The organism is Spiroplasma endosymbiont of Nephrotoma flavescens, from assembly GCF_964030835.1.
Classification (GTDB): Bacteria; Bacillota_I; Bacilli_A; order Mycoplasmatales; family Nriv7; genus Nriv7.
This window is the reverse complement of the sequence record NZ_OZ034982.1, coordinates 404,823-426,991: the sequence shown is the minus strand read 5'-3', so window position 1 is coordinate 426,991 and position 22,169 is coordinate 404,823. Positions and strand designations below refer to the sequence as shown.

Here is a 22,169-nt window from a genome sequence, read left to right as displayed (position 1 = left end):
TTTGCTAATGAACGTCTTTTTCGCTAGAAAGGATATGTCGGCAATGGAACAAATTGTTACTGTAAAAATTAATAATGAAAATAAATCGTATCCATTAGGAATAATGCTTAGTGATGTTTTAACAAGTATTGATGCTAATTGACAAGAAAATATTATTGCTGTTAAAGTTAATAATGAATGAAAAGATATTAAAACTTATGTTTTAGAAAATGATATTATATTAGAGATAATTACAAAAGATTTAGATGAGGCATTAAAAGTACTTAATTATTCAGCAGCTATTGTTTTAGCAAAAACATTACAAACTAATTGAAAGGGTTTATTAATTGCCAATATTAATGTTGGTGATGAAGGTTTTTTTGTTGATTTTGATTTTCAAACCCGCATTAAAGAACAAGATTTAGAGATTATTACTAAGCAAATGCAAGAATTTCTTAAAAAAGACTTAGAAATTAAATATGAGTTAAAATCACCGCACGATTTACAACGATTATATGAAAATAATCCTTATTTTTTAGAAAAACTTTTAACACTTAAAGATATTATTGGTATATATACTGTTGATAACAGTTCTTTCATTAATAATTTTATTGCTTTAGATAATACTAAAATTGTTGAAAATTTTATGCTTTCATCACTTGCTGGAGTTTATTGAAATAATGATACTAACAATAAGCAAATTCAAAGAATTTATGGTGTTTGTCATTTTTCACAAGAAAAATTAGCAACCTTGTTAGCATTAATTGCTTTAAGAAAAGAACGAGATCATCGAAAAATTGGCAAAGATTTAGAAATTTTTATGTTTGATTCATTAGCAGGTCAAGGATTACCAATTTGATTGCCTAATGGAATGATTCTTAAAAAACAATTACAAGAGTATTTGCGTTCACAAGAGTTCTTTTATGACTATTTAGAAGTCGCAACACCAGTAATGGGAGCAATAGAATTATATCGTACTAGTGGTCATTGAGATCATTATCAACAGAATATGTTTCCGGTTATGCCATTGAATAATGAGCAACTTGTGCTTCGTCCGATGTCGTGTCCACATCATTGTTTAATTTATTGTTATAAATTACGCTCTTATCGTGATTTGCCATTACGATTTGCTGAGCACGAATTATTATATCGTTATGAAGCTAGTGGCGCTTTAACTGGTTTAGAGCGCGTTCGAGCAATGGAATTGACTGATGCTCATATTTTTTGTCGTTTTGATCAAATAAAAACTGAATTTCAAACAACATTTAAATTAATTAGTGAAATATTGTTAGCATTAAATATTGAAGTTGATTACTATTCATTATCATTAAGAGATTTTCAAGATAAAAAAAATTATTATGATAATGATGAAATGTGAATTAAAGCTGAAAAAGTTTTAAAAGAAGCCTTAGATGAATTAAAAATTAAATATATTGTAATGATTGGCGAAGCAGCTTTTTATGGTCCGAAATTAGATATTCAAATTAAAACGGTGTTAGGACACGATATTACGGTTTCAACGATTCAGTTGGACTTTTTACTACCAGAAAAATTTGATTTATCTTATCAAGATGAGAATGGACAAGAAGTTCGCCCTGTTATTATTCATCGTGGTTTAATTGGCACTTATGAACGCTTTATAGCTGTCTTATTAGAACAAACAGGTGGAGTTTTACCACTATGATTAAGTCCTAAACAAATTACTTTAATTCCTATTAAAGAAGAGCATCAAGCATATTGTTATGAATTAGAAAAACTATTTAAAACCCATAATTTACGGTCATTTGTTGATGCTAGTAGTGACCGGTTAGGTTATAAAATTCGTATTGCGCAAACTAAAAAAATACCTTTCCAAATTGTTATCGGTCAAAAAGAAATTGCTACTAAAAAGATTACTTATCGTCAATATGGTAAAGAAGAACAAGTAACAGTTACGATTGATGAGTTTATTAATTTATGTAATGAATTAATAGTAAACAAAAAATAATTAATGAATGTTTGGCATCTTAAAATTGGTAATAATTCAAACAATAGTAAATTAACCGAAAAATTTTATTATTCATAATAATATTGGTAGATAAAAAGATGCTTGTAAATTTATTACAAGCATCTTTTTATTTGTTAGCCAAATTGTAAAGTTAAGTGCAACTAAATTATTTTTCTAACCAAATATTCGATTGGCGAAAGATAATTTAGTATTTTTCTTGGTCTTTGGTTTAAAGACAATATAAATTTATGAACTGCATTTTTAGTAGTGTTTGAAAAATTAAATTTTTTAGGAAATTTTTCTCTAATTAAACCATTAGTATTTTCATTAGTACCTCTTTGTCAAGGTGAATATGCATCAGCAAAATAAATTTTCACATTTAAATTTTTTTCAAGTTGTTGTCAATTAGCAAATTCTTTACCCCTATCAAATGTTATAGTCTTAACAAGATTATTTGGAAGAATTGATAAATAATGACTAATATTTTTGTTAATAACTTTAGTAGTTCTATTTTCAACTAATATTGCTAAAGTAAATCTTGATGTTCTTTCAACTAAAGTTATTAAACATGATTTACTTTTACCTCGTGATGATACTACAGTATCACCTTCTCAATGGCCAAGAGTTATGCGATTATTAACATTTCGTTCTTTAATGGATTTACCATTAAATTTACCCCGATTTTCTTGAGATTTTCGTTTCTTACCTTTTCTTCTTAAATTTTTACTAGTAACCTTTTTAAGTAATCCAGAATAAATTCAATTGTAAATTGTTTTAAAACTAATAATTCATTCTTGATGAAAATTTTTAATTCTGCCATAAATTTGTTCAGGCGATCAACCTAATAATAATTTTTGTTGTACATATTTTACTAATTCTCTATTTTTAAATTTATGAAAATAAACATGTAATTGTTTTCTATTTTCTGCTTTATTTTGTGCAATTAATGAAAAATAATGATTATTATCTTTATTTCTATTAACTTCTCGATTAATAGTACTAATACTTCGATTAAGATTTTTAGCTATTTCACTAATTTTTACTTTAAATTTCAATTAATTCTCAATATAAATTCTTTCATCTATGCCAAGATGTTTGTATCCCATATAAAAACTCCTTAAATTTACTTTTTCTAAAATAAACTTAGCATCATGAAATTTTTATATGAAATCTTTTGCAATTTTATTTACTTGCACTTACAAGTATAATTCAGCATTATAAGTTTAATAGTTTTTCTAAATATATGCCAACACCACCTTCATCATTAGTATGTTCAGTAATATCTTTAGAAAATACTTTTAAAGTTTCGATACCATTTTTCATTACAATACCATAACCAACTTTGGTAATCATCTCTAAATCATTAAATTCATCACCAAAGGCAATAACATCTCTAATATCTATATTGTAATATTGTGAAAGAATTTCAGCAGCCATTCCTTTATTAATAAATTTATTTGATAGGTCTAGAACAGGATGTTCTTTGTCATTATCATGCGTTCAAATATTAATTTTTAAAGTATTAGTATATTTTTCTAAACTACGAATAATTTTATCTAAATGTAGGGGACTTTTTAATTGTAAAACAATATTATTAGCAGAACCATTTCAGTTTTCTAAAAGATTGCCAATAATAAAATTGTCCGTTGGAATGTCTGTTAAATGAAAGTAGCGTTCAAAATTGTCCGTTTGCTTTAAGCAAACTGCTTTGTTGTAGTATTCTACAAGACCATTATATAAAGAAGTTTTGACATCGTTTTCTTTTAAAACTGCTTTTACAGTATCATAAGAAATTGGAAATACTAAGCGTTTAAATTCTCTTAATAATGGATCATGAATGTGACCACCATTAAAATTGCAAAGTAATGTTTTTAATCCTAGGTCATTATAAAACGAAATACTTCCACGGTGGGGTCTTCCCGTAACAATACAAACAATATGACCTTGGGCAATAGTTTTTTGTAATCCTTGAATAGTTAATGGATGCATTGTTTTTCCGTCATTCATTAATGTAGTTCCATCAAGGTCAATAAGGATTAATCTTTTTTTATCAATATGATTAAGTTTAATCATTGTTTTTCTCCTTTATTTTTAGTAATTAATCCCAATTTTATCTTGGATTAATTGCAATTTTTCGTGAGCAATTTTTGTTGCTTTTTCTTTTCCTTGCAATAATCAATGTTTTCATTCATCATTAGCAATAATTTCGTTATATTTTCTTTGAATAATTTCAAGTTGATGGCAAACAACTTTAGCGATTTTTTCTTTAAAAGCACCATAATTTTGGTCAGAAAACTCATTAGTTGTTTCTTCAATTGTAGTATTTGTAAAAGCACAGTAAATATTTAAAAGATTACTAATTCCTGGTTTATTAATTTCATCATAAAAAATTTTATTTTCACTATCAGTAATGGCACTTTTAATTTTTGTGGTAACATCATTTAAATTATCTAAAAGAGAAATATAAGTTTTAGGATTTTCATGTGATTTTGACATTTTTTTTAAGGGATTTTGTAGGTTCATTATTTTTTTACCATTAGGAGCAATATATGGTTCTGGAATTGTAAAGATATTACCATATTTATTATTTATTCTGATCGCAATATTTCTTGTTAATTCTAGATGTTGCTTTTGATCAATTCCCACAGGAACAATAGCAGCATCATATAGTAAAATATCAGCTGCCATTAATGCTGGATAAGTAAATAATCCTGTTGGTATCGTTTCAGTATTATTATGTTGTTTAAATGATTGTGTTTTATCTTTAAATTGTGTCATGCGATTTAGTTCTCCCATTGATGTATGACATAGCAGAATATGACCTAATTGGCAATGCTCTAAAATGTCAGATTGAGCAAAAATTGTAATCTTATTGGGATCTAAACCACAAGCAACATATAAGGCAACTAAATCACGAATATTATTTTTAAGAACATCGTGGTCATGATTTTTTATTGAGACAATAGCATGCAAATTGGCAACAAAGATAAAAACATCATATTCTTCTTGTAATTTAATAAAATTTTGAATAACACCAATATAATTACCAATAGTAATTTTTCCAGTATTAGTAATACCTGATAATAAGCGTGGTTTCAATAGTAATTCCTCCTAAAATAAATAAATCTCATTGGTAATGTATCAATTTTACTATAAATAATAATAAAAAAGAATATTTATATGGATTCTTAATTTATGATATTATTACCTTATTGATAGAATTATATTATGAGGTGTAATTAATGCAACAAAAGAAATTTACAATTGTTACTAATAAGGCCGATGAATCAATTGCTGTGGCTAAAAACTTATCTAGTAAATTATTAGCATTAAAGATGATATTTGATGAACAAAATCCAGAAATCGTATTTGCTATTGGTGGTGATGGCACTTTTTTATCAGCGGTTAATCGTTTTAATGAAAATATTGATAATATTCATTTTATAACTATTAATACGGGAAATATTGGTTTTAATGCTCTTTATCAAGTTAATGAAATTGATAAGTTAATTACTAATTTAAAAAATAATATTTTGAAAACAAAATCTCTTGATGCTTTAAAAATAACTATTAATAATAAAAATTTTTATAGTCTTAATGAGATTAAATTAATGAGTATTGCAAAAACAATATTTTTTACAGTTTATATTAATAATCAATTATTACAAAATTGTCAAAGTTCAGGATTTGTTTTAACTACTAAAACTGGTTCAACCGGCTATACTAAAAGTATTAATGGCGCAGTTATTTTAAGTGAAAAAAATTTAATGGAATTCTTAGAAATTGCTCCGGTTTTTCATAATAAACATAATTCTTTAAAGGCACCATTAATTTTAGATAATACCCACACAGTTACTATTAAAGGTAATATGAAAGATGCTTTTTTAGTAATTGATAGTCAAAAACATGACTTTAATAGTGATAATTTAATTATTAATTTAATTGCTAATAAAATTAAAATTTTAGTAACTGATGTTAATGATTTAATAATGATTAATCAAATTCAAAAAACATTTATTCATAATTAAACAAAAGGAAGAGAAGCGATGGAATTATGACAGATACTGTTGTTAGATTTAGGATTAATATTATTAGTTTTTATAATTGCTTGCTTAATAAATATGATATTTTTAAAAAATAAAAATTCAACAGAAAAACAATGGCAAAAATTAATTCCTTTTAAAGTAGATGTTTTTATTGATTATTTAGGAACAATTAGTAATATTATTGAGGCACAAGTAACAAATACAAAGATTAAAATTATTATTAAAGATATTAAACAAGTTAATATTGAAAAGATTCGGAAGTTAAAACAGCAAGGAATAATTAAACAAACTAATGCTATTAGTATTATTTTTGGTAACTATGCTAAGGCATTATCAGAGATTATTAATGGTCGTTTAAAATAGCGATCATATTTTTTGTTGCTAAAACAATATGATAAAATAAGATGTGGGAAGATGAGAAGGGTAACAGCAAATGAATAAAGAACAAAGATTTACAAATAATTTTAATGGGAAGAAAATTGTTATTGAATATGGTAGTTTAGCATCACTAGCAACAAGTTCAATTTTAGTACGCTATGAGGAAAGTACGGTATTAAGTATTGTTAGTTTTAATGAAGAGCCATCAACATTAGATTTTTTTCCCTTAACAGTTGTATTTCAAGAGAAATTATATTCTGTTGGAAAAATTCCTGGAGGGTTTTTTAAGCGTGAAGGCAAACCTAGTGAATATGCAACATTAGCATCAAGGTTAATTGATCGTCCTTTGCGACCTTTATTTCCTAATAATTTTAATCATGAGATTCAAGTAATTAATAATGTATGAGCGGTTGATTCTAATGCTGATGTCAGAATGGCAGCATTATTAGGTTCTTCATTAGCATTATGTATTTCAAAAATTCCTTTTAATGGTCCCGTAGCAGGAGTTATTATTGGAAAAATAAATGGGGAATTAATTTGTAATCCTACAAGTCAACAATTGGAACAATCATCGTTAGAATTAATTGTTGCGGGAACAAAAGCATCAATTAATATGGTTGAAGCTAGTGGTCAAGAAATTAGTGAAGAAGAAATGTTAATAGCAATTGCGATGGCACATATAGAAATTAAAAAGTTAGTTGCCTTTCAAGAAGAAATTATTAATATTATTGGTCAAGAAAAATTACCTATTATTGAATTAGAATTTGATAATAAGTTAGTATCAACTATTACTAGTCAGTATGAACCACAAATTATTAGTGCTTTAAATATTAAAACGAAGCAAGAACAAAAAAAAGCTTTAAAAGATGTTTATAATGCTTTATTTGCTGTTTATGATAATCAACAATATGTTAATGAATTAGAAAAAAAAATGATTATTAAACAGATTAGAGCTATTTATCAAACTTTATTAAAGAAACTTGTTCGTGATTTTATTATTAATAAGAAAATTCGTTTAGATGGTCGTGTGAGCAATGAAATTCGACCGTTAACATCAATAATTGATGTTCTCCCAATTGTTCACGGTAGTGCTTTATTTACTCGTGGCGAAACGCAAGTATTATCAATTGTAACTTTAGGAGCTCTAGGCGAACATCAAATTATTGATGGTTTAACAGAAGAGGAAAGTAAACGCTTTATGCTTCATTATAATTTTCCATCATTTTCAGTTGGTGAAACTGGAAGATTTGGACCGCCCAATAGAAGAGAAATTGGTCATGGAGCATTAGCAGAAAAAGCATTGTTACAAGTATTGCCTAGTATTGATGATTTTCCTTATACGATTAGAGTTGTGACGGAAGTATTGGCATCTAATGGTTCAACCTCCCAAGCAGCAATTTGTGCTTCTTCATTAGCTTTGATGGCTAGTGGAGTACCATTGAAATCTAGTGTTGCCGGGATTGCAATGGGATTAATTAAAGAAGGTAATAATTATGTTATTTTAAGTGATATTCAAGGTAGTGAAGATCACTTTGGCGATATGGATTTTAAAGTTTCGGGAACAAACCAAGGAATTTGTGCTTTACAAATGGACATTAAAATTGATGGCATTACAATGGAAATTTTTAAAGAAGCATTATTACAAGCTAAAATTGGGAGAAAGCATATTTTAGATAATATGAAGCAAACAATTAATATTTCGCGTAATAAAGTAAATAAAAATGCTCCTAAAATTAAGCAATTACAAATTCCGATTAATCGCATTCGTGATGTTATTGGTGCTGGTGGTAAAGTAATTACTAATATTGTTGAGACTTCTGGCAATGTTAAAATTGATATTAATGACCAAGGGAAAGTGACTATTTATCACAAAGATGAAGCATCAATATTAATGGCAGAAAAATTAATTAAAGATATTATTGAACCAGTTATCATTGGAGAAATTATTATGGGAACTGTTGTTCGGATTGAAAAGTTTGGTTACTTCATTAATTTAAAAGAGAATATTGATGGATTATTACATAATTCAAAAATACCCAAAAATACGCCGTTATTAAAATTAAAACAAGAAGTAACAGTAAAAGTAATTAGTATTGATGAAAAAAATCGTGTTAATTTAGAATTAATTAATGAAACTAGAATTAAAATTGAATAGAAAAATAAAATGAACTCTTATTAGTTTAAAATAGGAGTTCATTTTATTTTTTAAATTAATTTTCGTGCTCATTTTATTTTAATAACACAGATGGTAACAAGAGCAAATTGAATAATTTCACCAATAGTAGAAATAATAAAAATATATTTGTAATCAAAGTTAGGAAAATATTTAGTTACAATAATACTAACAATTAATGGTGTCATAACAATAATAATTCAAGTACAAAGAATATCTAAGGCAGTAGCTAACTTTACAAATCCGCCGGCGCGTAAAACACTAAAAAAGATAATTGAAAAAGATAAGAAGAAATAGGCTAGGGATTGTAATCCTAAATAAAATCTTGCCGTGCTAATGGCTTCATTACTAATTTTGTTAGTAAATAGAATATCAAAAATAAAAAATGAAAGACTGAAAATTATTATTGTGAAAGTAATCGCAATTAGAAATAGCAAACCAATAATTTTTTTAAGATTGGCAACTGCTTGTGACAGTTTACCAACACCTAATTGTTTACCAATAAAGATTGGTATAATGGCACTATAACTATTAAATACGGCATAAAAAATATTCATAATATTCATTACAACAACGGTTGCTGATAGGATATCGGCTCCACCATAATATGAATAAATAACTGTTTGTGCTGTTAATGATAATACAAAAAGAATGTTAGCTAAAAATATTGGCAAAAGCGATTTAAGAATTTTTAATAATAAATCTTTAGTAACATATCAAAATTTTTTCATTGGGCGAAACACGGGTTTAGTAATTAAAAGAAATGTAATAACAATAGTTATTTCTAAAATTCTTGCTATTACAGTAGGAATAGCAACTCCCATAACTCCCATTTTTAAATAAAATAAAAAGATGAAGTTGAGAATGCCATTAGTCAATACCGGAAAAATTGTAAAAAGAAACGGTAAATATGTTTTATTACATTCGTTCATATTTTGGTATAAGGTTGTTATAACGCTTAGAAGCGGATAAATTCAAATAACAGTTGCTAAATATAAACTGCCATTATCAATTGCGATTTGGGAATTAAAATTTAACATTGTTTTACTGCTTTCAGAAGCAATAATTAGTTTAATTAAATCATTTCTTAATGTGAAGATAAAGATGGTAAATATTATTGACATTGTGACATTAATCATAATTCTAATGTTATTTACCTCTTGCATTTTTTTGAGATTATTATTACCAATATATTGAGAAGCATAAATGCTTCCGGCCATATTCGTAGCAAAAAAACCGAACATTGCCAGTAACAGAATGGTATTAGCAGCACCAACGCCATTAAGAACTTCTTGACTTAAAAAAGAACCAATCATAAAGACATCAATAACATTCATTAATGCAATTAGTAATGATTGACCGATTAGAGGAATCATAATGATAAGTGCTTGTTTCATAAACTTACTGTCAAAGTATGGTGATAATTTTCATTTTTGGTTGATATTAGTGAGTTTCATTATGTTAGTACCTCGGTTTCTTAAATATATAAGAACAATTATATTTTACTAATAAGATTAAGTCAATTGGTCGCGTTTAGTTTTCTTAGGTATTGCTTTGAAGAAGTAAAACAATCAGCTAATTATATTATTTAATTACTAAACTAACCCTGCCTTTCTTGCTATTGTCATTTTTATTCATTATTATTTTATCATATTATTAAATTTTTATACAATAAAAAATTATTAATTTTATTAAATTTTTTTTAATTTTAACTAATATTTTTACTTACTTAAATCGGACGCATAAAGTTTTGTTAGGTAGGAAAAGATTTGAATAAGTATTAAGACAGTCAGCAATGATTGTCTTTTTATTTTATAAGGTGTTAAAAATTTGTTCTTTGAAAATTAAATACAAGTGAATTAATAATGTTGGTATGTATTAAAGCACGATAAATTGTGAGTGGTCGCCATAACCAAAAGAAGTTTACCAGTTAATAGATAACACCCTATTAGCTATAGCAATTTGTTTCGTTTTGCAATAAAAAAATGAATGGGTGGATTTCCTAAAAATATACACGCTATTAAATTAGTTCCAAGGGTAGGATGCGGATATTAAAGTGTAGAAATTTCTATATAGGGGATATACTAAGTTTAAAATTATTAAAATCTTTATCTAATTAAAAAAACAAAATTTAATAACAAAGCTTGTTAAACACTTAAATCTGCGATATATAAGTGTTTAAAAAACTAAGTTAACTAACAACTTAGTTAATACAACTTAGTTTATTCATAAGAAAGGTAATTTACTATGAAAAACATTGAAAACATTTTCTTAAATACTAAGAAGTATCTTTTAAAAGAAACGCAAAACGCAATATTTGCTGAATTATACTTGTAAGTGCAAGTAAATAAAATTGCAAAAGATTTCATATAAAAATTTCATGATGCTAAGTTTATTTTAGAAAAAGTAAATTTAAGGAGTTTTTATATGGGATACAAACATCTTGGCATAGATGAAAGAATTTATATTGAGAATCAATTGAAATTTAAAGTAAAAATTAGTGAAATAGCTAAAAATCTTAATCGAAATATTAGTACTATTAATCGAGAAGTTAATAGAAATAAAGATAATAATCATTATTTTTCATTAATTGCACAAAATAAAGCAGAAAATAGAAAACAATTACATGTTTATTTTCATAAATTTAAAAATAGAGAATTAGTAAAATATGTACAACAAAAATTATTATTAGGTTGATCGCCTGAACAAATTTATGGCAGAATTAAAAATTTTCATCAAGAATGAATTATTAGTTTTAAAACAATTTACAATTGAATTTATTCTGGATTACTTGAAAAGGTTACTAGTAAAAATTTAAGAAGAAAAGGTAAGAAACGAAAATCTCAAGAAAATCGGGGTAAATTTAATGGTAAATCCATTAAAGAACGAAATGTTAATAATCGCATAACTCTTGGCCATTGAAAAGATGATACTGTAGTATCATCACGAGGTAAAAGTAAATCATGTTTAATAACTTTAGTTGAAAGAACATCAAGATTTACTTTAGCAATATTAGTTGAAAATAGAACTACTAAAGTTATTAACAAAAATATTAGTCATTATTTATCAATTCTTCCAAATAATCTTGGTAAGACTATAACATTTGATAGGGGTAAAGAATTTGCTAATTGACAACAACTTGAAAAAAATTTAAATGTGAAAATTTATTTTGCTGATGCATATTCACCTTGACAAAGAGGTACTAATGAAAATACTAATGGTTTAATTAGAGAAAAATTTCCTAAAAAATTTAATTTTTCAAACACTACTAAAAATGCAGTTCATAAATTTATATTGTCTTTAAACCAAAGACCAAGAAAAATACTAAATTATCTTTCGCCAATCGAATATTTGGTTAGAAAAATAATTTAGTTGCACTTAACTTTACAATTTGGCAATTTAAATCATTTTTATTTGGATCATCAGTTTCTTGGTCAATTTTATTACTAATGTTATTGCCACTACAACTTGCAAGTAATAACGGTGTTGAAAAAGAAAATAAGAACATTATTGCTATTTGTAATGGTTTATACATTTTTACACCTCACTATAAATAAATTATGGATTTATTTTTAAATTTTTTAATAATTACATTATGAAATATAAAAATTAAGTAGTCAATGATTTTATTAAATTATGTCAATTTTTTTAATAAAATGGGCGCATAAAGTTTTGTTAGGTGGGTAAAGATTTGAATAATTTTGAAAGAAAAGCAACTAAAAATTTATTACCTTTTTACTTGAAAAATAATTAATAAAACAAAATATTTAATATTAACAAACATATTCTTAATAAAAGGTTATAAAAACTAAGTAAAATGCTTATAAAAACAACATTAAAATAATTTTTTACAACAAAAATCATACATAAGAAATATATACTTAATTTGCATATTGAAATAATTTATAGTAAATGACTATTTTTTCTTTTTTAAAAAATACCTAAGAAAACTAAACGCGACCAATAAAATCATTCTTAAATTAATTTTATTAAAATATGTTAAAATTATTTATTAAAAATAATAAATTTAGTAAAATTATTATTTTAAAATTAAGAGAATTTGTTATAAAATTACCTTAATAAGGAATTTTAGAAAGGTAAAAATATGAAAGATAAGATTTTGCAGTTAATTAAGGAACATAACCGAATTATATTGCTTCGTCATATTATTCCTGATGGTGATGCTTATGGTGTGCAGTTAGGTTTAAAAGAAATAATTAAAACTAATTGACCTAATAAGATTGTCCTAGCAGCGGGAACGAATAGTGATTATTTAAACTTTATTGGGACTATGGATACAGTGCATGATGATGATTTTAAAGATAGTTTAGTTATTATTGGTGATTGTGGTAATTTAGCACGAGTTGATGATGACCGATATAAATTAGCAAAAACTATTATTAAGATTGACCATCATCCCAATGTTGAACCATATGGTGATATTATTTGAGTTGATGAACAATTTGGTTCAGCTAGTGAAATGATTGCTTTATGAGTTAAGGAATGTAATTTAAAGGTATCATCATTAGCGGCAAGAATTATTTATCATGGAATGGTAACAGATAGTGGTCGTTTTCTTTATTCACGAACTAATGCCAGAACATTTAGTCTTGCTAGTTTTTTATTAATAAAAGGGTTTGATTTAGATCAATTATATCGTGAAATGTATCAAGTTAGTGAAGAAGATTTAAAATTTATGAGTTTTGTTTATGAAAATTATCAAACTTCAACGAAAGGAGTTTTATATTTAGTATTTGATAACAAAACATTAAAGAAATTAGGCATTAATCATAATACTGTTGCTAGTAAGGTCAATCTATTAGCTAATGTTAAAAATAAACCAATTTGAGTATTTTTTTGTGAGGATGAAAATCATAATATTCGTGTTGAACTACGATCAAATAAATTTTTTGTTAATACTGTTGCTAGCAAATATAATGGTGGTGGTCATAATTTTGCTGCGGGAGCACGAATTAATGATTTTAATGATGTTAAAAATATTATTAGTGATTTAGATGAAGTGATTAGTAGAGGAGAACCAAAATAAGTGGTGAATTTGCAGTTTATAACTCATAATGAGGCACAAACAGAAGCATTGGGAGCTATTATTGCTAAATATGCTAAGCCGGGTTTTATTTTGTTGCAAGGAGCATTGGCGGCTGGGAAAACAACATTTACAAGATATTTAGCAAATGCCTTGCAAATTTCAGCGGTAGTTAATTCGCCAACATTTGTTATTATGAATGAGTATGTAATTCCAAAACAATCATTTAAATTAATTCATATGGATGCTTATCGTTTAAATAATGATGAAGATTTAGAAATGTATGAAGAGGCATTTAATAATAATTTAAATATTATTGAATGATATGAAAATGTTTTACAAATTATTGATTTTAATAATGCGTTAATCTTACAATGGAAGATAATTGATGATACTACCAGAGTAATTAATTTGAGTGGTAAGGGTCTTCTTGCAACGCAAGTAATTAAATTTTTACAGGACAATGATTTAAATGTTAAATGTTAAGGCAATTAGTTATTTAGCTCTTAGTGTAGCCTTACTACTATTATTTACTTTTACGCCATTTTTAGGTTATATTCAAATTAGTGTTATTAGTATTACTTTAGTTCCTTGTGTGGTAATGATTATTAGTATTATTTGAATTAAAATTTTAAAGTGGAACCCATTTATTGTTGGTGTTATCTCAGGATTGTTATTAGGATTAAGTTCTTTTTTAGCATCATTTGTGATGGGTGGACCGTTGGCAGTAGTTTTTCAAAATCCATTATTTAGTATTGTACCAAGATTATTAGTTGGTATTGTTTCAGGAATTATATTACAATTTCTAGTATTGCGTTCTAAATTTCGTTATTGATTAACAATTATCATTTGATCATTTTTTGTTATTAGTACTAATTCTTTTACAACTTTAGCAATGATTTATTTTTTAGGAGATGCATTTTTTCCTGACCTTAATGTGTTGCAATATATTAGTTGATTAGCATTAGCAACAAATTATTTACCAGAACTTATGATTACAACTTTAATTATTTTACCAATTGTTAAGGTTATTAATAAAATAGGTTAGCAAAGGAGGATATTTATGAAGTTATTAGTTGATATTGGTAATAGTTTAATTCATTTAGGTGTTTATCAAGAAAATCAAAAAGTATTTTATGAGCAATTATCTAGTAATATTAATGTTGATAAATTATTATCTTGCATGGAAGAAGTTCTTGAACCATTTTTATTAAAAATTCAACGATGTATTGTTAGTAGTGTTAAACCGCAATTTAATTCGGTAATTGAATTATTAGTTGAAAAATATTGTTGGAATTATTTACTTGTTGATAGTGTGTTAAAAACAAATTTAAAATTTGTTTTAGATGATGCTATTACTTTGGGTGCTGATTTAATAGCAGCAGCGGTAGGGGCTGTTAGTATTTATCCAAATCGTAATATAATTATTATTGATATGGGGACAGCAACAACGATTTCGTGTATTAAAGATAATTCGTTTATTGGTGGTGCAATATTGCCAGGATTACTAACAAGTGGTGAAGCTTTAATTGAAAAAGCAGCTTTATTGAAAAAAGATCCTTGATTTTTGCCACCAGAAATGATTGCTAAGAATACTAAAGATTGTTTAAGCGTTGGTATTATTTATGGTCATGCGATGGCAATTAAAGGTATTGTGGAAACTTATCAAAAACAATTAAAAGATTCACTAGTAATAATATTAGGTGGTAATTATTTTTTTGTTAAAAATATTTTGCAAGATTATCAATTTATTAATGATTTAATTTTTACTGGTTTAAATATTTTAGGAACATTAAATGAAGGTGAAGAATAATGAAAACATTATTTTTAGATACAACAAATGGATATTTAGTAATTATTTTACAAGATGACCGTGGTTTATTAGATAGTTTACAAATTTGAAATCATCAAAAACACACTGAGAAGGCAACAGTTTTAATAGATGAAATGTTAACTAATCATAAATTAAGTTGATTTGATATTGATAGTTTATATTTAACTGTTGGTCCGGGAAGTTATACTGGAATTCGGGTGGGAATTACAATTGCGAAAACAATGAAAGCTGTTAATGAGACCTTGCAAGTTTTTGTTACGAATAGTTTATTATTGCAAGTTGGTAACAAGCAGGCGATTAGTGTTATTAATGCTAAAACTGATCAATTTTTTGTTGCGGTTTATGATAATTTTCATCCGATGGTTTTGGAACAAGTGGTTACAAGAAATAATTTATTATTATTGAAAAAAGAATGAAAAAAATTTAAGTTAATTGAAGATTATCATCGGATTGATGTAGTAGAAAATTTTTTACAAATTAAACATTTATGTAAAAAAGTAACTAATGTTGATGATTTAGAACCATTATATTTAAAGGAATTACAACTTAAAAAGCATTATGAATAAAAATAAAAATTTTGGATGTTATTTTTTAAAATTTTTAGATATAATTACTTATGTGTGATAATCACTATGGAGCAGTACTCAAGTGGTTAAGAGGGCTCCCTGCTAAGGAGTTAGGTCAAGCAATTGGCGCACGAGTTCGAATCTCGTCTGCTCCGCCATTAATTTTAAATAATTTGATATTTGTTGTTAACAACTTTACTTATTGTAAAGTTGTTTTTTTGTGATATTAAGATAAAATTAATACATATTTAAAAAACAATATTTTATTTATAAGGTGGAATTAAATTAATGTTAAATAAAAAAATGCGTTTAGCAATTACTTTTGTTCTTTTAGTACTTTTATTGGTGACTTGTATTTTTATTATTGCTAAATATATTGATTGATTATGAATTATTGGTGTCGTAACAATTTCATTTGGAACTTTAACAGCATTAATTATTTTTGTTTCCAACCGACCAGCACGAACAAAAATTTCTTGAATTATTGCTGTGTATGCGTTACCAATTGTGGGTATTATAATCTTTATTATTTTTGGCCGAACTTATCGTTATACTAAAGCACAAAAGTTTTATTTAAAAAAATATCAAGATTTTTATGCTAAAGAGGATTTTAATTATACGAATAACTTTTTAAAAAATCAAATTAAAGAAGAACGAAGTATTTTACATTTGACTACTAATATATCACAAAGACCACTATATAATCATACGAAAGTTGATTTAATAACTAATGGAATTGAAAAGTTTTCGTTGTTATTTAAAGACTTAGAAAGTGCTGAAAATTATATTCATATTAATTATTTTATTTTAGATGATGGTGAAGTTTTAAAATATTTGACACAGTTATTAATTAAAAAAACTTATCAAGGTGTTAATATTCGCTTAATTTATGATCATGCTGGAAGTTTTTTTACGGTTTATCATGATACAATTCAGAAATTGAAGCGAGCTGGTGTTCATTTAAAAAGATTTTCACCGATAAATTTACCTTTTATTAGTGGTCGTAATAATTATCGTAATCATCGTAAAGATGTTATTATTGATGGCAAGATTGGTTATACGGGAGGCATTAATGTTGGTGATGCTTATTGTCATTTAAGTTCTAAATATGGCTTTTGACGCGATAGTCAAGTTCGTTTGCAAGGTAGTGCTGTTCGTAGTTTAGAATTAATATTTTTACAGGATTGATATTTTACAACTGGCGAGTCGTTAGTGTTTGATAAGAAATTGTTAAAAAATGAACCATATGATGGTAAAACTAGTAATATTGTTCAGGTTATTGATGATGGTCCCAATACTTATGAAACGATTCAAAAGGATATTTATGTTAAAGTTATTTCTAGTGCTAAAAGTCGTATTTGGTTATCAACGCCGTATTTTATCCCAACTGATGATATTGTAACGGCATTAAAAAATGCTGCTAAGTCAGGTGTTGATGTACGATTATTAATGCCAGGAAAAACTGATAAATTTTTTATTCTTGATATTAGTCGTTCATATTATGATGAATTATTTAATTCGGGGATAAAAATTTATGAAATGAGTAAGATTTTTAATCATTCAAAAACAGCATTAATTGATGATAATTTAGTCATTATTGGATCAACTAATTTAGATTTTCGTAGTCTTTATCACGATCATCAAACTATTGTTATTCTTTATGGTGATGCTAATAAGCAACTAGAAAAGAATTATTTATGAGATATTGAAAGAAGTATTCTTTTAACAACATCACCGCTAAAGAAAAAAAATTGATTTTATCGGATAATGATTTTGCCAATTGTTAAAATTTTTGACCCCTTATTTTAGGAAAGGAAAATAATAATGCACAAAACGAAAAAAATTAATAAAAAAATTGCTAAACAGTTAGAAAAACAAGATTCTCCCGTAAGTTTAGAAAAAAAACCGGAAGTTAAAGAAAGACGAGGTTTTTTTAAACATTTATTTTCAAAAAGCGTTCAAACAATTAATAAAGTTGATATTCATTTTGGATGAACACGAAATGCTACTAAAAGAATTATTAAGCAATTATTATTACAAAAAGTTGATCATTTTTATTTTTATAGTTCCATTGCTAATATTTTTTATATTTTGGAGCAAGGAATTAAACCGGTAAAATCTAAGAAACTTAAAAAAAATGAAAAGTATATTGTTTGAACATATTTGGAAAAAGATGATCATCTTGAATTAGAATTATCTACTAGTAGTCGTCATCAATTTTGAAGTTGATGCTTAGAAAATAAGATTGATTTAACTACGGTGGCAATTTTTTATATTGATTTAGTGAAATTATATGAAAATACTAAAAAAGATTGAGAGTTTAATAATAATTTGCAACGAGTTATCATTAATGAACCAATTAGTGTTAATGCTATTAGAGCAATTTTAATTAAAGATATAGAAATATACAAAAGATTACAACAATATGTTTCTCATCAACAAATTGATATTAAAATATTTTATGGTGATAAAGGCATTATTGAAGAAATTAAAGGAAAGGAGTTAAAAGTTAATGAATAAAAATCTTAATAAAATTACATCGTTGGAGGAAAATTTTAGTCAATGATATACTGATTTGATTGTAAATGGTAATCTAATAGATTATGGAGTAGTTAAAGGAGCACCAATTTTAAAACCGCATGGTTATGCAATTTGAAAAAATATTGTGAAAAACTTAGAAATCAGATTTTTAGAAGTTGAAATTCAAGATGTTTATATGCCTTTATTAATTCCTGAGAGTTTATTAAATCAAGAGAAAGAACATATTCAAGGTTTTGCCCCTGAATGTGCTATTGTTACCAAAGTTGGTGATAAAAATTTAGATGAACCGTTGGTTATTAGACCAACTTCTGAAGTTTTGTTTGGGACATATTTTTCAAAAAATATTTCTAGTTATAAGGACTTACCATTAAAATATAATCAATGAGCGAATGTTATTCGTTGAGAAAAAACAACAAGACCTTTTTTAAGAACAACAGAATTTTTGTGGCAAGAAGGTCATAGTGTTCATAATAATATGGAAGAAGCCCAAAATTGAACGGTAGAAATGATGAATTTATATGTTAAATTTTTTAAAGAAGTTTTAGCCATTGCTGTTCTTAATGGTAAAAAAAGTCTTCATGAAAAGTTTGCTGGTGCTGTTGATACATATAGTTTAGAAGCATTAATGTTAGATGGACAAGCATTACAATCAGCAACTAGTCATTATTTTGCCCAAAATTTTTCTAAAAATTTTGATATTAAGTTTACTAATGCTAACAATAAAGAAGAATATGGTTATCAAACTTCGTGAGGGATGTCAACAAGAGTTATTGGAGCTTTAATTATGTCTCATAGTGATAATAGGGGATTAGTATTACCCCCAATGGTAGCACCAATTCAAGTAGGAATAATTCCGATTCAAGATGATGAGCAAGTAAGAAAACAAGTTAATAGGATTTATCAACAATTAAAAACTAAATATCGTGTTGTCATTGATAATTCTTTAAAGTCATTGGGTTATAAGTTAAGTAATAGTGAAATTCAAGGAGTTTGTTTTCGCATTGAAATTGGGATTCGGGAATTAGAAACTGATAAAGTATTAATTGTGCGCAGAGACACAAAAACAAAATTAATGGTTAAGATTAATGATGTGGAATCATATTTAAAAACTAATATGAAACAAATGCAAAATGATTTATATGCAAGGTCGTTAGAACGATTAGAAGCGCAAGTATTTGTTGTTAATAGTTTTAATGAATATGAACAACAATTAAAAACAAAAACGGGATTTTTTGGTGCTTGATTTTGTAATCGTATTGAGTGTGAAGCAGAAATTAAGCAGTTAACTAGTACTGTTAGTCGTTGTCAAGATTTAGAAAAGCAGGTTGAAGAAAATTCTAAATGTTTTAAATGTAATCAAAGAGCAAAAGGTCATTTTTATTTTGCGCGGGCATATTAAATAGGAGGAAGAATTTAATGAATTGATTAGCTGAAATTGCTAAATTATTGAAAGAAAAAAAGGGTATCAAAGTAAAAATATCATTAGAAACTAATTTCCGTAATTTAGGTTTGGACTCTTTAGAATTAATGGATTTAATTATTTTAGCAGAAGAAGAATATAAATTTCGGATTCCTGATAATAAGTTAAGTGATATTAATACTGTTCAGGATTTAATAATTATTATTGAAGAAGTAGTAAATAGTAATAGTTAAAAAGGGCGTTAAAATTGTGAAATGAGATTATGAAAAATTAACGCAAGTATTAAAAAATAAAGGACATCGTTTAACTAATATTAGATTAGCAATATTAAAATTATTATTAAAGAAGCAACATCTAAATATTAATGGCATTATTTAGAGAACTGAAAAAAGAAAATGATGAACATAAGAATATTAATGTCATGTCAGTTTATAATACTTTAGATTTGTTTTTGCAAGAAGAATTGATTTATCTTAATGTTTTTAATGGCCGAGATATTGTTTTTGAATTATCAAATCCTGTCTTAGTTCATTTAGTTTGTGAAACTTGTCATAAGGTTATTCATCTTAGTGAAGATATGCATTTAAGTGATCAAGATTTTCAAGATAATTTGAAAAAATTAGAAGAAAAATTACAAAATGCTGATTTTAAACCTGTACATTATAAATTAGAAGCACATGGAATTTGTATATCTTGTCAGGAAAAAAACAAGAAGGTAATAAATAATCTTTAAAATTTCTTTATGGGCGCATAAAGTTTTGTTAGGTAGGAAAAGATTTGAATAAGTATTAAGACAGTCAGTAATGATTGTCTTTTTATTTTATAAGGTGTTAAAAATTTGTTCTTTGAAAATTAAATACAAGTGAATTAATAATGTTGGTATGTATTAAAGCACGATAAATTGTGGGTGGTCGCCATAACCAAAAGAAGTTTACCAGTTGATAGATAATACCCTATTAGCTATAGCAATTTGTTTCGTTTTGCAATAAAAAAATGAATGGGTGGATTTCCTAAAAATATACACGCTATTAAATTAGTTCCAAGGGTAGGATGCGGACATTAAAGTGTAGAAATTTCTATATAGGGGATATACTAAGTTTAAAATTATTAAAATCTTTATCTAATTAAAAAACAAAATTTACTAACAAAGCTTGCCAAATTGTAAAGTTAAGTGCAACTAAATTATTTTTCTAACCAAATATTCGATTGGCGAAAGATAATTTAGTATTTTTCTTGGTCTTTGGTTTAAAGACAATATAAATTTATGAACTGCATTTTTAGTAGTGTTTGAAAAATTAAATTTTTTAGGAAATTTTTCTCTAATTAAACCATTAGTATTTTCATTAGTACCTCTTTGTCAAGGTGAATATGCATCAGCAAAATAAATTTTCACATTTAAATTTTTTTCAAGTTGTTGTCAATTAGCAAATTCTTTACCCCTATCAAATGTTATAGTCTTAACAAGATTATTTGGAAGAATTGATAAATAATGACTAATATTTTTGTTAATAACTTTAGTAGTTCTATTTTCAACTAATATTGCTAAAGTAAATCTTGATGTTCTTTCAACTAAAGTTATTAAACATGATTTACTTTTACCTCGTGATGATACTACAGTATCACCTTCTCAATGGCCAAGAGTTATGCGATTATTAACATTTCGTTCTTTAATGGATTTACCATTAAATTTACCCCGATTTTCTTGAGATTTTGGTTTCTTACCTTTTCTTCTTAAATTTTTACTAGTAACCTTTTCAAGTAATCCAGAATAAATTCAATTGTAAATTGTTTTAAAACTAATAATTCATTCTTGATGAAAATTTTTAATTCTGCCATAAATTTGTTCAGGCGATCAACCTAATAATAATTTTTGTTGTACATATTTTACTAATTCTCTATTTTTAAATTTATGAAAATAAACATGTAATTGTTTTCTATTTTCTGCTTTATTTTGTGCAATTAATGAAAAATAATGATTATTATCTTTATTTCTATTAACTTCTCGATTAATAGTACTAATACTTCGATTAAGATTTTTAGCTATTTCACTAATTTTTACTTTAAATTTCAATTGATTCTCAATATAAATTCTTTCATCTATGCCAAGATGTTTGTATCCCATATAAAAACTCCTTAAATTTACTTTTTCTTAATTAAAACCGCTTATAATTAATATAAATGGTAAATAAAAACACACCCTT

General features: G+C 26.0%; 22 protein-coding genes and 1 tRNA gene. 17 read left to right on the top strand and 6 right to left on the bottom strand.

The annotated features are described in order from the left end of the window. Window positions 1–7: 7 nt before the first annotated feature. Window positions 8–1,966, top strand: a complete 1,959-nt coding sequence (thrS, locus tag AAHN02_RS02565) for a threonine--tRNA ligase (RefSeq protein ID WP_342278070.1) — start codon at window positions 8–10, stop codon at window positions 1,964–1,966. Between the two features lie 161 nt (window positions 1,967–2,127). On the opposite strand, the gene AAHN02_RS02560 is transcribed toward thrS, so the two are convergent. The 3 genes from AAHN02_RS02560 to trpS all read right to left on the bottom strand — a co-directional run bounded on the left by AAHN02_RS02560 (window position 2,128) and on the right by trpS (window position 5,071). Next, window positions 2,128–3,021 (bottom strand): IS30 family transposase, encoded by an 894-nt coding sequence (locus tag AAHN02_RS02560; protein WP_342278069.1) that lies wholly within the window; start codon window positions 3,019–3,021, stop codon window positions 2,128–2,130. A 160-nt stretch (window positions 3,022–3,181) separates the two neighbouring features. Continuing rightward, entirely contained in the window at window positions 3,182–4,039 is an 858-nt protein-coding gene (locus AAHN02_RS02555; RefSeq protein WP_342278068.1) for an HAD-IIB family hydrolase, read from the bottom strand. An 18-nt stretch (window positions 4,040–4,057) separates the two neighbouring features. Next, on the bottom strand, window positions 4,058–5,071 hold the full coding sequence (trpS, locus tag AAHN02_RS02550; RefSeq protein WP_425289505.1) for a tryptophan--tRNA ligase: 1,014 nt from the start codon (window positions 5,069–5,071) through the stop codon (window positions 4,058–4,060). Window positions 5,072–5,208: 137 nt separating this feature from the next. Here trpS and AAHN02_RS02545 point away from each other — a divergent pair, with 137 nt between their 5' ends. From AAHN02_RS02545 to AAHN02_RS02535, 3 genes are all read left to right on the top strand, one after another. Next, window positions 5,209–5,994, top strand: coding sequence for an NAD(+)/NADH kinase (locus AAHN02_RS02545; RefSeq protein ID WP_342189826.1), 786 nt, complete (start codon window positions 5,209–5,211; stop codon window positions 5,992–5,994). A gap of 18 nt (window positions 5,995–6,012) precedes the next feature. After that, window positions 6,013–6,375: a hypothetical protein gene (locus AAHN02_RS02540; RefSeq protein ID WP_342278066.1), complete on the top strand. Its 363-nt coding sequence runs from the start codon at window positions 6,013–6,015 to the stop codon at window positions 6,373–6,375. 70 nt (window positions 6,376–6,445) lie between these two features. Then, a complete protein-coding gene (locus AAHN02_RS02535; RefSeq protein WP_342278065.1) occupies window positions 6,446–8,545 on the top strand; it encodes a polyribonucleotide nucleotidyltransferase in 2,100 nt (699 codons plus the stop codon). A gap of 50 nt (window positions 8,546–8,595) precedes the next feature. On the opposite strand, the gene AAHN02_RS02530 is transcribed toward AAHN02_RS02535, so the two are convergent. Beyond that, window positions 8,596–9,960, bottom strand: coding sequence for an MATE family efflux transporter (locus tag AAHN02_RS02530; protein ID WP_342278064.1), 1,365 nt, complete (start codon window positions 9,958–9,960; stop codon window positions 8,596–8,598). A 1,030-nt stretch (window positions 9,961–10,990) separates the two neighbouring features. Between AAHN02_RS02530 and AAHN02_RS02525 the strand changes: the two genes are divergently transcribed. Further along, complete coding sequence (locus AAHN02_RS02525; RefSeq protein WP_342278063.1) at window positions 10,991–11,935, top strand: IS30 family transposase; 945 nt, start codon at window positions 10,991–10,993, stop codon at window positions 11,933–11,935. On the opposite strand, the gene AAHN02_RS02520 is transcribed toward AAHN02_RS02525, so the two are convergent. Next, window positions 11,919–12,098 carry a hypothetical protein gene (locus tag AAHN02_RS02520; RefSeq protein ID WP_342278062.1) on the bottom strand — a complete coding sequence of 60 codons (180 nt, stop codon included), beginning with the start codon at window positions 12,096–12,098 and terminating at the stop codon, window positions 11,919–11,921. The two genes, AAHN02_RS02525 and AAHN02_RS02520, sit on opposite strands and share 17 nt — an antisense overlap. Before the next feature lie 570 nt (window positions 12,099–12,668). Here AAHN02_RS02520 and AAHN02_RS02515 point away from each other — a divergent pair. The 12 genes from AAHN02_RS02515 to AAHN02_RS02460 all read left to right on the top strand — a co-directional run bounded on the left by AAHN02_RS02515 (window position 12,669) and on the right by AAHN02_RS02460 (window position 20,701). Beyond that, window positions 12,669–13,610: a bifunctional oligoribonuclease/PAP phosphatase NrnA gene (locus AAHN02_RS02515; protein ID WP_338967773.1), complete on the top strand. Its 942-nt coding sequence runs from the start codon at window positions 12,669–12,671 to the stop codon at window positions 13,608–13,610. A 3-nt stretch (window positions 13,611–13,613) separates the two neighbouring features. Next, window positions 13,614–14,093, top strand: a complete 480-nt coding sequence (tsaE, locus tag AAHN02_RS02510; RefSeq protein WP_338967775.1) for a tRNA (adenosine(37)-N6)-threonylcarbamoyltransferase complex ATPase subunit type 1 TsaE — start codon at window positions 13,614–13,616, stop codon at window positions 14,091–14,093. Beyond that, a complete protein-coding gene (locus tag AAHN02_RS02505) occupies window positions 14,080–14,655 on the top strand; it encodes a hypothetical protein (protein WP_338967776.1) in 576 nt (191 codons plus the stop codon). Before tsaE ends, AAHN02_RS02505 begins: the two co-directional genes overlap by 14 nt. Before the next feature lie 15 nt (window positions 14,656–14,670). After that, the gene (locus AAHN02_RS02500; protein WP_342278061.1) at window positions 14,671–15,420 is read left to right on the top strand and encodes a type III pantothenate kinase; all 750 of its coding nucleotides are present in this window, start codon (window positions 14,671–14,673) and stop codon (window positions 15,418–15,420) included. Next, entirely contained in the window at window positions 15,420–16,007 is a 588-nt protein-coding gene (gene tsaB, locus AAHN02_RS02495) for a tRNA (adenosine(37)-N6)-threonylcarbamoyltransferase complex dimerization subunit type 1 TsaB (protein WP_338967779.1), read from the top strand. Before AAHN02_RS02500 ends, tsaB begins: the two co-directional genes overlap by 1 nt. A gap of 68 nt (window positions 16,008–16,075) precedes the next feature. Continuing rightward, window positions 16,076–16,165 (top strand) — tRNA-Ser (locus AAHN02_RS02490). A gap of 130 nt (window positions 16,166–16,295) precedes the next feature. Beyond that, window positions 16,296–17,816, top strand: coding sequence for a cardiolipin synthase (cls, locus tag AAHN02_RS02485; RefSeq protein ID WP_342189604.1), 1,521 nt, complete (start codon window positions 16,296–16,298; stop codon window positions 17,814–17,816). A 15-nt stretch (window positions 17,817–17,831) separates the two neighbouring features. After that, window positions 17,832–18,527 carry an acetyltransferase gene (locus AAHN02_RS02480; protein WP_342278060.1) on the top strand — a complete coding sequence of 232 codons (696 nt, stop codon included), beginning with the start codon at window positions 17,832–17,834 and terminating at the stop codon, window positions 18,525–18,527. Beyond that, window positions 18,520–19,947, top strand: coding sequence for a proline--tRNA ligase (gene proS, locus AAHN02_RS02475; protein WP_342278059.1), 1,428 nt, complete (start codon window positions 18,520–18,522; stop codon window positions 19,945–19,947). Before AAHN02_RS02480 ends, proS begins: the two co-directional genes overlap by 8 nt. A 17-nt stretch (window positions 19,948–19,964) precedes the next feature. Further along, window positions 19,965–20,201 (top strand): acyl carrier protein, encoded by a 237-nt coding sequence (locus AAHN02_RS02470; RefSeq protein WP_338967767.1) that lies wholly within the window; start codon window positions 19,965–19,967, stop codon window positions 20,199–20,201. 16 nt (window positions 20,202–20,217) lie between these two features. Beyond that, window positions 20,218–20,346, top strand: a complete 129-nt coding sequence (locus AAHN02_RS02465) for a hypothetical protein (RefSeq protein ID WP_342278058.1) — start codon at window positions 20,218–20,220, stop codon at window positions 20,344–20,346. Continuing rightward, window positions 20,333–20,701, top strand: a complete 369-nt coding sequence (locus AAHN02_RS02460) for a Fur family transcriptional regulator (protein WP_342278057.1) — start codon at window positions 20,333–20,335, stop codon at window positions 20,699–20,701. Before AAHN02_RS02465 ends, AAHN02_RS02460 begins: the two co-directional genes overlap by 14 nt. Before the next feature lie 444 nt (window positions 20,702–21,145). On the opposite strand, the gene AAHN02_RS02455 is transcribed toward AAHN02_RS02460, so the two are convergent. Further along, complete coding sequence (locus tag AAHN02_RS02455) at window positions 21,146–22,090, bottom strand: IS30 family transposase (protein ID WP_338967892.1); 945 nt, start codon at window positions 22,088–22,090, stop codon at window positions 21,146–21,148. Between the last annotated feature and the right edge of the window lie 79 nt (window positions 22,091–22,169).